Below are 11,851 nucleotides of genomic sequence, written 5' to 3'. Positions count from 1 at the left end.
CAGCTGGTCCGCTACCTGCTGGGCATGCAGTACGGCCTGTCGGCGACGCTGATCAAGGCCGTCGAAGACTTCCTCAAGGGCCCGGAGGTCCTGCGGGACGGCGGGGTCGAGGCGATGCAGGAGATCCGCCGCATCCGCGACGCCTACCCCGAGACCAAACGCTACAAGGCCACCGACGTCCCGGGCATCGCCTCCAACGACATCGGCATCATCAACAGCGCACCGCCGCCGAGCCGGAGCCTCGTCGTCCTCCTCAAGCGGCTGCTGGACCAGACCACCGGCCGGCACCGGTTCGGTCTGGGCGCCGTGCCGGCCGACGAGGCCCACTGGTGGCACACGTCGCTGTTCGCGACGGTGCTCGTGACCGACGCGAACCAGGACGGCGTCCGCGTCCGCTCCTACGACCGCGCGAAGGCCCTGGGCCTCGCCAAACGCGGCATCCGGGTGATCCAGCGGCTGCGCAAGGACGGCGCGGCGGTGCAGGAGCGGTACCAGCGCGCCATGCCCGAGCTGACCTCGCGCGAGAACTGGACCCGGCTCTACCGGCTCTGATCTTCGCGCTCATCTGAGCAGTGACGGAAAACTCCGAAGATTCCCCTGGACGCCAGACTGCGCCACAGGCCGGGAAGGCCATAGGGTTCGGTCATGAAGGTCGGCCTGCTCACCCGGGAATACCCGCCGGAGGTCTACGGCGGCGCCGGAGTGCACGTGGAGTTCCTCGCCCGGGAGTTGCGGCCGCTGGTCGACCTCGACGTGCACTGCTGGGGCGCGGACCGCCCCGACGCCACCGGGCACACGGATCCCCACGGCTACCGCCAGCCCGCGTTCACGACCATGGACATCGCCGTGTCCATGGCGAACGCCCTCGAAGGCCACGACCTCGCGCACAGCCACACGTGGTACGCGAACCTGGCCGGGCACCTGGCGAAGCTGACGCACGGCATCCCGCACGTCGTCACCGCGCACTCGCTCGAACCGCTGCGGCCGTGGAAGGCCGAGCAGCTCGGCGGCGGCTACCGCGTCTCGTCGTGGATCGAGCGCGAGGCCTACGAAGCCGCGGACGCGATCGTCGCGGTCAGCGGCGGCATGCGCCGCGACGTCCTCGCCGCGTACCCGGCGGTGCCGCCCGAGCGGGTGCACGTGATCCACAACGGCATCGACACCGCGCTCTACCGTCCCGACCCCGCCACCGACGCGCTGGCGAAGCACGGCATCGACCCCGACCGGCCGTACGTGCTGTTCGTCGGCCGGATCACCCGCCAGAAGGGCGTGCCGCACCTCGTGCGCGCCGCCGCGAAGCTCGACCCGGGCACCCAGCTCGTGCTGTGCGCGGGCGGCGCGGACACCCCCGAGCTCGACGCGGAGTTCCGCGGGCTGGTCGCCGACCTGGAGAAGACCCGCACCGGGGTCCGGTGGATCCCGGAGATGCTGCCCCGGAACGAGGTCGTGCAGCTGCTGACCCACGCCGCGGTGTTCGCCTGCCCGTCGGTCTACGAGCCGCTCGGCATCGTGAACCTGGAGGCGATGGCCTGCGGCACGCCGGTGGTGGCCAGCGACGTCGGCGGCATCCCGGAGGTCGTCGACGCCGGCCGCACCGGGCTGCTCGTGCACTACGACGAACAGGACGCGCACCGGTTCGAGGCGGGCCTGGCCGCCGCGCTGAACGAGGTGGTCGGTTCCCCGGACCGGGCGGCCGACATGGGAAGCGCCGGCCGCGAGCGCGCGGTCGGCGAGTTCGGCTGGAAGGCGATCGCCGAGCGGACGGTCGCCCTCTACGAGGCGTGCGGGAGGTCGTCGTGAATCTTGGAGCCGACGTGCTGGGCATCGTGCTCGCGGGCGGCGAGGGCAAGCGGCTGATGCCGCTGACCGCCGACCGCGCGAAACCGGCCGTGCCCTTCGGCGGCGTGCACCGCCTGGTCGACTTCGTGCTGTCCAACATGGTGCACGGCGGCTTCCGGCGGCTGTGCGTGCTGACGCAGTACAAGTCGCACTCGCTCGACCGGCACATCTCCACGACGTGGCGGCTGTCGTCGCTGACCGGCGAGTACGTGACGCCGGTGCCGGCGCAGCAGCGGCTGGGCCCGCGCTGGTACCAGGGCAGCGCCGACGCCATCCACCAGAGCCTCAACCTGGTCTACGACGAGGACCCCGAGTACATCGCGGTGTTCGGCGCGGACAACATCTACCGGATGGACCCCCGGCAGATGCTGGAGGCCCACATCTCCTCCGGCGCCGGCGTGACGGTGGCCGGGATCCGGGTGCCGCGGGCGGAGGCGAGCTCGTTCGGCGTCATCCGGACCACCGACGGGCTGATGATCGACGCGTTCATGGAGAAGCCCGACGACCCGCCGGGCCTGCCGGACTCCCCCGAGGAGTCGTACGTGTCGATGGGCAACTACATCTTCACGACGAAGGTGATGCTGGAGGCGCTGCACGCGGACGCGGAGAACGCGGCGTCGCACCACGACATGGGCCGCGACATCATCCCGGCGCTGGTGAAGTCGGGCGAAGCGGCGGTGTACGACTTCAACGGCAACGTGGTGCCCGGCGAGACCGAGCGCGACCACGGCTACTGGCGCGACGTCGGGACGATCGACAGCTACTACGACGCGCACACCGACCTCATTTCGACGCACCCGATCTTCAACCTGTACAACCGCAAGTGGCCGATCCTGGCCCACCCGGGCCAGCGCGCGGCGGCGAAGTTCGTCGAGGGCGGCTCGGCGAACCAGTCGATCGTCAGCAACGGCTGCATCATCTCGGGCGCGCAGGTGGTGGACTCGGTGCTGTCGCCGGACGTGCTGGTGGAGCACGGCGCGGTGGTGCAGGGGTCGGTGCTGCTGGACGGGGCCCGGGTGGGCCGGGGCGCGGTGGTGCGGCGGGCGATCCTGGACAAGAACGTCGTGGTGCCACCGGGGGCGCACATCGGCGTCGACCTGGCCCGCGACCGCGGGCACTACCACGTGAGCGAGGGCGGGATCGTGGTGCTGGGCAAGGGAGAACGCGCGATCTGAAGCGGCGCGGCGGCCGTCAGGACCCGGCGGCCGCCGAGAGGCGCTCGACCACCTGGCGCGGGTCGATGCCCCAGCGTTCGGCCAGCTCCGAGATCGTGGCGCCCGCCGCGTACTCGGCGGCGATCATGCTGTTCACCACGCTGGCCACGTTCCGCTCCTCGACCGCCGACGCCCGTGCGGACGACATGCTACATGTTCACCACGGAGGTCCAACAAAGTGCTGCAGGTCAGCGGGGGAAACCGCCCGCCGCGAAACCGCACGCGACCGCCGCCGCCAGGAACAGCGCGGCCGCCACCGCCGCCCACAGCACGCCCGTCGCCGCCGCCAGGTAGGCCTGGGCCGCCGACGCCGCCGCGTACGCCACCGCCAGGCCGCGCCACGTCCGGTTCCCCCGAACGCTTTTCACCGCCCCGTTTTCTCCGGGTCCCCCGGCGGATTGTTCGTATTGGACCGCGCGCGCGTGGCGCTGAACACGGCGTCGAAGATCGGCGTCGGTTCCCCGTCGTCGCGCTTCGGCCGCTCGTCCCCCGGACTGCGCTTTTCCTCTCCCACGCGCCCAGTTTCTGCGACGGGGGCCGAGTTCGCTCGGGCAGCACCGAAAATCGCCCGGCCGGGGGATCACCCGCGCGGCGCTCGTTTTTCGCCGATTTCGCCCGGCGGCGAACAATCGGGGTGGCACACGCTGCGGATTTACCGTGAGCTCATTTCCGGCGGGCGCGGGAATAACCCGGGGTACCCCGCGGATTGCACCGGGCATGAAAGCAGTCGTCTACCGCCGCCACGGCGGACCCGAGGTGCTGTCCCTGTCGGAGCGGGCCGTCGCGGACCCCGGGCCCGGTGAAGTCCGCGTCCGGATCGTCGTGTCCGCGGTCAACCCCACCGACTGGAAGGCCCGGCTCGGCCGCGGCGCCGAGGCCGGGACCGAAACGCCGGACACCGTGCCCAACCAGGACGGTGCGGGCGTCGTCGACGCGGTCGGCCCGGACGTCACCGGCCTGTCCCCGGGCGACCGCGTGTGGCTGGTCCTCGCCGGCACCCACGGGCCCGAGGCCGGCACCGCGCAGGAGTACACGGTCCTCCCGGCCGCGCAGGTGGTCCCGTTGCCGGACAACGCCGGTTTCGACGAAGGCGCCGGGTTCGGCGTCCCCGGCCTGACCGCGCACCGGGCGCTGACGGTCGCCGAGGACGGCCCCACCCGGCTCGCGCCCGGCGCCCTCGACGGCCGGACGGTGCTGGTCAGCGGCGGCGCGGGCGCGGTCGGCAACGCCACGATCCAGCTCGGCCGCTGGGCCGGTGCCACGGTGATCGCCACGGTCAGCAGCGACGAGAAGGCCGCCCTCGCCCGCGCGGCCGGCGCGCAGCACGTGCTGCGCTACCCCGATCCCGAGCTGGCCGCCCGGATCCGCGAGGTCGCGCCGGACGGCGTCGACCTGGTCGTCGAGGTCGCGGCCGGGGTCAACGCGAAGCTGCACACCGAGGTCCTGCGCCCGCGCGGCACGGTCGCGGTCTACGGCGACGACCGCGGCACCGGGACGGTCAGCCTCGACTTCGGCGCGAACCTGTGGCTCAACACCCGTTACCAGTTCCTGGTGCTGTACACGGTCGGCGCGGACAAGCTGCGGGCCGGAGCCGAAGACGTCACGGCGGCGCTGGCCGACGGCGCGCTGCGGCTCGGCGAGGACCGCGGGGTGCCGGTGCACCGCTTCCCCTTGGCAGACACGGCGAAGGCGCACACGGCGTCGGAGGAGGGCGTGACCGGCAAGGTGCTGATCGACGTCACCCCGGCGGACTGACCAGCGCCTGAAGCAGATCCGCAAGCGTGACACCGTCGTCGTCGCGGTGCTCGCGCCACCGCGCGAACAGCTCACGCACGGCATCGAGCAACGCCGGCGACAGCCCGGCGGCGGCGCACGCTTGCGCGATCTCGGTCATTTCGCCTTCCCACCGCCACGCCCGCCGCCCGGCGGAAGCGATCCCGTCGGGCGCACTCAGCGGGGTCGCCGGCAGCACGTCGGCGGCGAGCTCTCGCAGCTCGCCGCCGACGCCGTGGTGTTCGGCGAGCGCGTACGACTGGGCGGCAAGGGCGAACGTGAGCTTGTTGTAGGCGGCGAAAGCGAGCTTGAGCGCCGACGCGCGGCCGACCGGCCCGGCCAGCACGACGGGCCGCACGTGTGTGCCTTCGAACAGGCTCGCCAGCCGCGTGACGGCGGCGTCGGGCCCCGACAGGTACAGCCGGGTGGTCCCGGCCGACCGCGGTGGCGGCCCGACGATCCCGCCGTCGGCGACCGTCGCCGTCCCGCCGAACAGCGCCGCGACCTCCTCGGCGTGTCCCGGGCTGATGGCGTTCGCGTCGAGGTAGACACCGGCGAACCCGGTGGCGGCGACCGCGCGGGCGACGTCGAGCGCGGCGGCGGGCGGGCAGACGCTCAGCACGACGTCGCACCCGGCCAGCGCGGCGATGTCGGGCACCTCCGTCAGCCCGGCGGCTTCGGCGCGGCGGCGGGTCGCGGGGCCGCGTCCGGCCGGGACCCAGGAAACCGGGGTCCCGGCGCGGGTGAGCACGGCTCCGACGGCGGCGCCCATCGCGCCGGGGTGCAGCAGTCCGACCGACGGCACGGCGGCTCCTTTCACGGGAGCCTCCATGATCGCGCAGTCAGCCGGTCACGCGCAGGCCGCGGCGCAGGGCGTCGACCTCGTCGGCGAACATCCGGCGCGAGATCGCCGCCGTCTCCACCATGCCGGACCCGTGGAACGTCCCCGGGTAGTGCCGCAGCTCGGTCGCGACGCCCGCGTGCGCGAGGCGGCGCGCGTACTCGATCCCCTCGTCCCGCAACGGGTCGAACTGGCACGTCGTGACGAACGCGGGCGGCAGCCCGGCGAGGTCCGCGGCGCGAGCCGGGGCCGCGTACGGCGAAACGCCGTCGCCGCCCGGTTCCGCGCCGAGGTAGCTGGTCCAGCTGAACACCGCGTTCGGCCGGTTCCACAACGGCGTGTCGGTGTAGGCCCGCATCGACGGGGTGCCGAGGCGGTCGTCCAGCTCCGGGATGCCGAGGTACTGGAAGCGCAGCGCCGGGCCGCCGCGGTCGCGCGCCAGCAGCGCCACCGCCGCCGACAGGCCGCCGCCCGCGCTTTCGCCGCCCACCCCGAGCCGGGCCGGGTCGACGCCCAGCTCCGCCGCCTTGGCCTCGACCCACTGCAGCGCCGCGTAGCAGTCCTCGACCGGCGCCGGGAACGGGTGCTCGGGCGCGAGCCGGTAGTCGACCGACACGATCACGATGCCCAGCTCGTCGACCAGCCGGAGCAGCGACGCGTGGAACATGTCGAGGTCGCCGAGGACGAACCCGCCGCCGTGGATGTAGAGCAGGCCGGGGACCTCGCCGGTGCGGTCCGCCGGGGAGTAGACGCGCACCGGGACCTCCGGCGCGTCCGACGGGCCGGGCACGGTCGTGTCGCGGACGTCGACGGGGTTCACCGGCTCGTAGGCCGGCAGGACGGTGCCCAGCTCCCCCATCGAGGAACGCGCGGCGACGAGGGAGTCGTAGTCGGTCAGGGTCACGCCCGGCAGCATGTCCAGCCAGGGCAGCAGCTCGGGATCGATCGCGTAGGTCATGACCCGATCTTCGGCCGCCGGGCGCGGTCCGGGCCACCGCCACGCGGCGGGCGTTGCGGGTGCGGACCTCGCCATCCGGCGGCGGGCGCGCCTATCGTGAACGCATGAAGGGGCTGCTGCTGCGGCTGTCCGGGCTCGACGCCGACGCCGAGAACGCCGTGCGGGTGATCGGGTTCTTCGACCGACTGATCACCGGCCGGGCCGGTCTGGACGCGCTCGTGCGCAGCACGGCCGAACTCGCCGGCTGCCGGGTCGGCGTCCACGCGCCGGGTCAGGGGATGTCGCTGCGGGCGGACCCGGGCGGGGCCGTCGCGACGCCGGGCACGGCCCCGGCGGGGGCGGCCGTGCGCCGGCTCGAGGGTGGCGTCGAGGTGTGGGTGGCCCGCGACGGCGCGCCCGTTCCGCTCGACGACATGTTGCTCGAACGGTTCGCGATCGCCACCGCGGTCCTGCTGGAGCAGAACGGCGTGCCGCGGCCCGAACTCGGCGACCCGGCGCTCGTCGAGCTGGTGCTGTCCGCCGACGCGGGCACGGCCGAGCGGTCCCGGGCCCTGCACCTGCTCGGCATCGCGCCGTCGGCCCGGCTGCGCGTGCTGGCGGGCACCGGCGTCGACGGGCTCGCGGGGCGGTCGGTCCCGCTGGGCGGCGTGCGCGCGATCCTGGCCGACGCGGTCCCGGATCCCTTCCCGGACGGCGGCCGGGCGGGCGTCGGCCCGGAGCTGCCCGCCCTCGACGCGGCCCGCTCGTGGACGGCCGCCCGGACGGCGCTGCGGTTCACTTCGGACACCGAGCCGGTGGTGTGGTGGGAGCGGCTGGGCAGCCTCGGCGCGCTCGGCTCGCTGCTCGACGGCCGGCATCTCGCCGACCTGCCGGACGTCCGCGCGCTCGACCGGCTCGCGGCCGAACCCCACGGCGGGGACACGCTCTCGGCGCTCGACGCGCTGTGCGCGACCGGGTCGGCCCGCAAGGCGGCGGCGGTGCTGCACCGCCACCACAGCACGATGCCGGCCCGGCTGGCCCGCGCCGAAGCCGTCCTCGGCTTCGAGGTCGACTCGCCCGCCGGCCGGTTCCGGCTGCACCTCGCGCTGATGCTGCGGAGGCTGCGGGACAACAGCGACGTCAGCTGAACGTCCTCTGTGGACGGCGGATCAGGTCTTCGGCCGCCGCCGGCCAGTCCGGGTGCGCGAAGCGGAATCCCGCGGCCGGCAACCGGCCCGGTACCACGCGGCGGCTCTTCAGCAGCAGTTCCGTGTCCGAGCGCAGCGCGAACGCGCCGATCTCCGCCAGCCACCTCGTCGCCGGGAGTCCGAACGGGACACCCGCCGCCGCGCGCAAGGCGCTCATGAAGTCCCGGTGGGGCAACGGTTCCGGGGCCGCCAGGTTCACCGGCCCGCTCAGGTCGTCGCGCGCGACGAGGAAGTCGATCGCCCGGACGAGGTCGTCCTCGTGGATCCACGACAGGTACTGCGCGCCGCCCGCGACCGGGCCGCCGAGGCCGAGGCGGGTGAGCCGCAGCAGCATCGCGAACGCGCCGCCGGGTTCGGGGCTCATCACCATCGCCGTCCGCAGCGCGACCTTGCGCGTGCGCGGGGTGTCCGCCGCCTCCTGTGCGCGCTCCCACGCGCGGGCGAGGTCGACGCTGTAGGCCCAGTACGCGGGCACGCCCGGCTCGCCGCCGCCGAGGACGCCGGTGGTTTCGTCGTTCGGGGCGTCGAAGCGGTGGGCGTAGATCGTCGCCGTGCTCATCTGCAGCCAGACCCGCGGCGGCCGCGCGGCGCGTTCGATCGCGCCGCCGACGACCCGCGCCGAGTCGATCCGCGAGGTCCACATCTCCCGCAGGTTCGCCCGGGTGTAGCGGCAGTGCACCGACCGGCCGGCCAGGTTGAGCACGACGTCGGCGCCGTCGAGTTCGGCGGTCCACGGGCCCGGGGCGCGCCCGTCCCAGCGGACGTGGCGGACCCCCGGCTGTGGTGCGGCGTCCCGCCTCGTCAGCACGACGACCTCGTCGCCGCGGCCGGCGTACGCGCGGCTCAGCACGCGCCCCAGGTGCCCGGTCCCGCCGGGGATCACGACCTTCACGAAACCCACCGTACCGGAGTTTTTGAACGCGTTCAAATATCGGCGGCCAGGAGGTCGAGCAGGGTCCGCAGCGCACGGCTCGGCGGCTTCGCGGCCGAAGTGACCACATTGAGCGGCCAGTCCAGGCCCGCACCGGGAAGCGGCCGCACGACGACGTCCGGCCCGGCGGGCGCCGGCATGTCCGGGACGACCGCGACGCCCAGCCCGGCCGCGACGTAGCCGGGCACCGTGCGCAGGTCGGCCACTTCGACGGTGACCCGCCGCGGCGACCCGAGCGCGTCGAAGGCGCGGTCCATGGCGACCCGGTTGCCGAAGCCGCGCGGGGTGTCGATGAACGACTCGCCGGCGAGGTCGGCGAGCCGCACCGCGCGGCGGCTCGCCAGCCGGTGGCTTTCCGGCAGCAGCACGACGAACGGCCGCGTGTCGACGCGCAGGACGTCGAGCCCGGCGAGGTCGGACTCGGGCAGGCCCACGACGGCGACGTCGAGGCGGCCCTGGCGGACCTCTTCGGCCAGGCCGGTCGAGCCGGTGAGCGACACCGTGACGTGGATGTCCACCCGCGGGTGCCGCCGGTGGAACGCCCCGAGCAGCCCGGGCAGGTCCACCCCGCCGATCGAGGTGAGCGTGCCGATCCGCAGGCTGCCGCGCACGCCCTCCGACGCCTCCTGGACGGTCGCGCGGGCGCGCTCGAGCGCCTCGATCGCGCTCTTCGCCTCGGGCAGGAACGCCGCGCCGGCGGCCGACAGCGCGACGCGGCGGGTGGACCGGTCGAACAGCTTGGTGCCGAGTTCGGTCTCCAGCGCGCGGACGGCGGCGGACACGGTCGACTGGACCGCGAACATCCGCTGGGCGGCCCGGGTGAAGCTGAGCTCCTCGGCCACGGCGACGAAGTACTCGAGCTGACGTGTCTCCATTCATCGATCGTAGCGATAACTGCGGCCAGGACTTTTCGTTGGACTTGCTGAGTTGGTGGGGACATCGTGGGAGTCGGAAGATCCCTTGGCGTCCCGGAAGGTCCCGATGTCCGTCACCCTCGCTCCCGCCCGGCTCCGGATGAGCCACGGCTGGGGCTTTCGCGTCGTCGCGGTCGCGTTCGCGACGGCGCTCGCGTTCTCCACCGTCCCGACCCCGCTGTACGCGCTTTACCAGCAGCGGGACGGGTTTCCGGCGTTCCTCGTCACCGTCGTCTTCGCCGCGTACGCGGTCGGCGTGATGCTGAGCCTGTACCTGGCCGGGCACGTCAGCGACTGGCTCGGCCGCCGTCGCGTGCTCGTCGCCGGGCTGCTCGCCGAAGCGCTTTCCGCGGCGATGTTCCTGCTGTGGCCGGAGGTGCCCGGCCTGATCGTCGCGCGGCTGGTGAGCGGCGCCGGGATCGGCGCGATCACCGCCACCGCCACCGCGCACCTGTCCGAGCTGCGCACGCAGGCCCGGCCCGGCCTCGCCGCGACCGTCGTCAACGCCGGCGGCCTGGCGCTCGGACCCCTGTTCGGCGGGCTGTTCGCGCGGTTCGCCGGCCAGCCGCTGCACACGCCGTTCGCGGTGTTCCTGGTGGTGCTGCTCGGGGAGGCGGCGGCGGTCAGCCTGGTGCCGGAGACGGTCGAGCGACGCGAAGAGCGCCCGGCGTACCGGCCTCAGCGGCTGTCCTTGCCGGCCGCGGCCCGGTCCGAGTTCGCCGGCGCCGCCATCGGCGCGTTCGCGGCGTTCGCGCTCAGCGGCCTGTTCATGGCGCTCGCCCCGGCACTGCTGGCGCACCGGCTGCACGAGCCGTCCCGCCTGCTCGCCGGGCTCGCCCCGTTCACGATGCTGGGCAGCGCGGCGCTCGCGCAGATCGGGCTGGCCCGCACGGGCACGCGGTCCCAGTTGCGGGCGGGGTACGCGCTGATGGGCGCCGGGCTGGTGCTGCTGGCGTTCGCCGGGTCGGTGCCGCTGTTCTTCGCGGCGAGCGCGCTCGCCGGGGCGGGGTTCGGGCTCGGCTTCCGCGCGGCGGTCGGCACGGTGGCGGCGCTGGCCGACGACCGCACCCGGGGCGAGGTCCTGGCGGCGTTGTTCCTCGCGGCCTACGCGGGGCTGGTGCTGCCGGTGCTGCTGATCGGGCTGGCGATGCTGGTGGCGTCGGCAGCCGCGGTGGTGGCCGGGTTCGCGGTGCTGGAGCTGACTCTGCTCGGCTGGTCCGCGCACCGCACCCTCGGCTCCCGCGCCCGCCGGCTCGGCTGATCGCGCCCGTGCGCCCCGCCCGCGGGCATACAGTCGGCGGATGACCGCTGCAGCCGTGCCGCCGATCGTCACCGGGGTGGACGGGTCGGCCGAGTCCCTCGACGCCGTCCGCTGGGCCGCGCGGACCGCCTGCCTGCGGGACGCGCCCCTGGAGATCGTGCACGCCCTCGACGTTCCCGCGCTGCTGGCGGGCGGGGTCGTGCCGCCGCCCGAGGAGATGATGGACGCGCTGCGCGCCCGGGGACGGCGGGCGCTGCGGACCGCGCGGGAACTCGCCGCCGCGCAAGGGGTTCCGGACGCCGCCACCCGGCTCGACCCCGACCGCGCCGCCCAGACCCTGATCGAAGCGTCGCGCACCGCGTCCCTGCTCGTCGTCGGCTCGGCCGGGCACGGCAGGCTCACGAGCCTGCTCGCGGGCTCGGTCGCCGCCGCGCTCGGGACGCACGCCCGCTGCGACACCGTCGTCGTCCGCGGGGACAGCTGGGACGAACCCGGCGCGGGCGAACGGCCCGTCGTCACCGGGATCGACGGCAGCGAAGCCGGCACGCGGGTGCTCGCGGCGGCCGTCGCCGAAGCCCGCACCCGCAGCGCTCCCCTGGTCGTCCTGCACGCCTGGGCGGACACCCCGCCGCCGCGGCCGGACCCGCGGTGCGTCGGCGACGCCGGGCGGCGGCTGCTCGGCGAGCGGCTCCACGGCCTCGACACCGGCGACGTCGCCGTCGAGCAGGTCGTCGTCCACGCCCACCCGCGGCGCGAGCTGATCGACCGCAGCGAAGCCGCCCAGCTGGTCGTCGTCGGCGACCGCGGCCGCGGCGGCTTCCCCGGGCTGCTGCTCGGCTCGACCGGCCAGGCGCTGCTGCACCACGCGGCCTGCCCGGTCCTGCTCGCCCGCACCGCCCTTTGAGCGGAAGCGCGACGGAAGCCGGACGCGGC

Annotated in this window: 12 protein-coding genes and 1 pseudogene; 7 read left to right on the top strand and 6 right to left on the bottom strand. The window is 74.5% G+C overall.

What is annotated here, in order from left to right:
- From AB0J40_RS28635 to glgC, 3 genes and pseudogenes are all read left to right on the top strand, one after another.
- Positions 1-552 (top strand): annotated as a pseudogene (locus AB0J40_RS28635) (glycosyltransferase family 2 protein); the annotation flags it as partial.
- Between the two features lie 93 nt (positions 553-645).
- The gene (glgA, locus tag AB0J40_RS28630; protein ID WP_364458500.1) at positions 646-1,800 is read left to right on the top strand and encodes a glycogen synthase; all 1,155 of its coding nucleotides are present in this window, start codon (positions 646-648) and stop codon (positions 1,798-1,800) included.
- Entirely contained in the window at positions 1,797-3,014 is a 1,218-nt protein-coding gene (gene glgC, locus AB0J40_RS28625; RefSeq protein WP_364458497.1) for a glucose-1-phosphate adenylyltransferase, read from the top strand. The genes glgA and glgC overlap by 4 nt, the downstream gene beginning before the upstream one ends.
- 16 nt (positions 3,015-3,030) lie before the next feature.
- On the opposite strand, the gene AB0J40_RS28620 is transcribed toward glgC, so the two are convergent.
- Positions 3,031-3,201 carry a hypothetical protein gene (locus AB0J40_RS28620; protein WP_364458494.1) on the bottom strand — a complete coding sequence of 57 codons (171 nt, stop codon included), beginning with the start codon at positions 3,199-3,201 and terminating at the stop codon, positions 3,031-3,033.
- A 40-nt stretch (positions 3,202-3,241) separates the two neighbouring features.
- A complete protein-coding gene (locus tag AB0J40_RS28615) occupies positions 3,242-3,421 on the bottom strand; it encodes a hypothetical protein (protein WP_364458491.1) in 180 nt (59 codons plus the stop codon).
- A 349-nt stretch (positions 3,422-3,770) separates the two neighbouring features.
- Here AB0J40_RS28615 and AB0J40_RS28610 point away from each other — a divergent pair, with 349 nt between their 5' ends.
- Entirely contained in the window at positions 3,771-4,808 is a 1,038-nt protein-coding gene (locus tag AB0J40_RS28610; RefSeq protein ID WP_364458488.1) for an NADPH:quinone reductase, read from the top strand.
- On the opposite strand, the gene AB0J40_RS28605 is transcribed toward AB0J40_RS28610, so the two are convergent.
- Both AB0J40_RS28605 and AB0J40_RS28600 read right to left on the bottom strand, forming a co-directional pair.
- A complete protein-coding gene (locus AB0J40_RS28605) occupies positions 4,792-5,631 on the bottom strand; it encodes a DUF1932 domain-containing protein (RefSeq protein ID WP_364458485.1) in 840 nt (279 codons plus the stop codon). The genes AB0J40_RS28610 and AB0J40_RS28605 overlap by 17 nt on opposite strands.
- Positions 5,632-5,668: 37 nt before the next feature.
- Positions 5,669-6,625 (bottom strand): alpha/beta hydrolase, encoded by a 957-nt coding sequence (locus AB0J40_RS28600; RefSeq protein WP_364458482.1) that lies wholly within the window; start codon positions 6,623-6,625, stop codon positions 5,669-5,671.
- A gap of 104 nt (positions 6,626-6,729) precedes the next feature.
- On the opposite strand from AB0J40_RS28600, the gene AB0J40_RS28595 reads away from it, so the two are divergent.
- Positions 6,730-7,752 carry a helix-turn-helix domain-containing protein gene (locus tag AB0J40_RS28595; protein WP_364458479.1) on the top strand — a complete coding sequence of 341 codons (1,023 nt, stop codon included), beginning with the start codon at positions 6,730-6,732 and terminating at the stop codon, positions 7,750-7,752.
- Here the strand turns inward: AB0J40_RS28595 and AB0J40_RS28590 are convergent.
- Positions 7,745-8,704, bottom strand: a complete 960-nt coding sequence (locus AB0J40_RS28590; protein ID WP_364458476.1) for a TIGR01777 family oxidoreductase — start codon at positions 8,702-8,704, stop codon at positions 7,745-7,747. The two genes, AB0J40_RS28595 and AB0J40_RS28590, sit on opposite strands and share 8 nt — an antisense overlap.
- A 32-nt stretch (positions 8,705-8,736) precedes the next feature.
- The gene (locus tag AB0J40_RS28585; RefSeq protein WP_364458473.1) at positions 8,737-9,618 is read right to left on the bottom strand and encodes a LysR family transcriptional regulator; all 882 of its coding nucleotides are present in this window, start codon (positions 9,616-9,618) and stop codon (positions 8,737-8,739) included.
- A 106-nt stretch (positions 9,619-9,724) separates the two neighbouring features.
- Here AB0J40_RS28585 and AB0J40_RS28580 point away from each other — a divergent pair, with 106 nt between their 5' ends.
- Together AB0J40_RS28580 and AB0J40_RS28575 are read left to right on the top strand one after the other, a co-directional pair.
- Entirely contained in the window at positions 9,725-10,918 is a 1,194-nt protein-coding gene (locus AB0J40_RS28580) for an MFS transporter (protein WP_364458471.1), read from the top strand.
- A gap of 40 nt (positions 10,919-10,958) precedes the next feature.
- Entirely contained in the window at positions 10,959-11,822 is an 864-nt protein-coding gene (locus AB0J40_RS28575) for a universal stress protein (protein ID WP_364458468.1), read from the top strand.
- Positions 11,823-11,851: the final 29 nt, after the last annotated feature.

Source organism: Amycolatopsis sp. NPDC049691 (assembly GCF_040675005.1).
Taxonomy (GTDB): Bacteria; Actinomycetota; Actinomycetes; order Mycobacteriales; family Pseudonocardiaceae; genus Amycolatopsis.
This window is presented reverse-complemented; position numbering and strand designations above follow the sequence as displayed.

Coding starts and splice junctions, on each gene's coding strand:
- AB0J40_RS28595 (WP_364458479.1), top strand. CDS start 6,730: ATGAAGGGGCTGCTGCTGCGGCTGTCCGGGCTCGACGCCGACGCCGAG.
- AB0J40_RS28580 (WP_364458471.1), top strand. CDS start 9,725: ATGTCCGTCACCCTCGCTCCCGCCCGGCTCCGGATGAGCCACGGCTGG.
- AB0J40_RS28575 (WP_364458468.1), top strand. CDS start 10,959: ATGACCGCTGCAGCCGTGCCGCCGATCGTCACCGGGGTGGACGGGTCG.
- glgA (WP_364458500.1), top strand. CDS start 646: ATGAAGGTCGGCCTGCTCACCCGGGAATACCCGCCGGAGGTCTACGGC.
- AB0J40_RS28610 (WP_364458488.1), top strand. CDS start 3,771: ATGAAAGCAGTCGTCTACCGCCGCCACGGCGGACCCGAGGTGCTGTCC.
- AB0J40_RS28600 (WP_364458482.1), bottom strand. CDS start 6,625: ATGACCTACGCGATCGATCCCGAGCTGCTGCCCTGGCTGGACATGCTG.
- AB0J40_RS28585 (WP_364458473.1), bottom strand. CDS start 9,618: ATGGAGACACGTCAGCTCGAGTACTTCGTCGCCGTGGCCGAGGAGCTC.
- AB0J40_RS28620 (WP_364458494.1), bottom strand. CDS start 3,201: ATGTCGTCCGCACGGGCGTCGGCGGTCGAGGAGCGGAACGTGGCCAGC.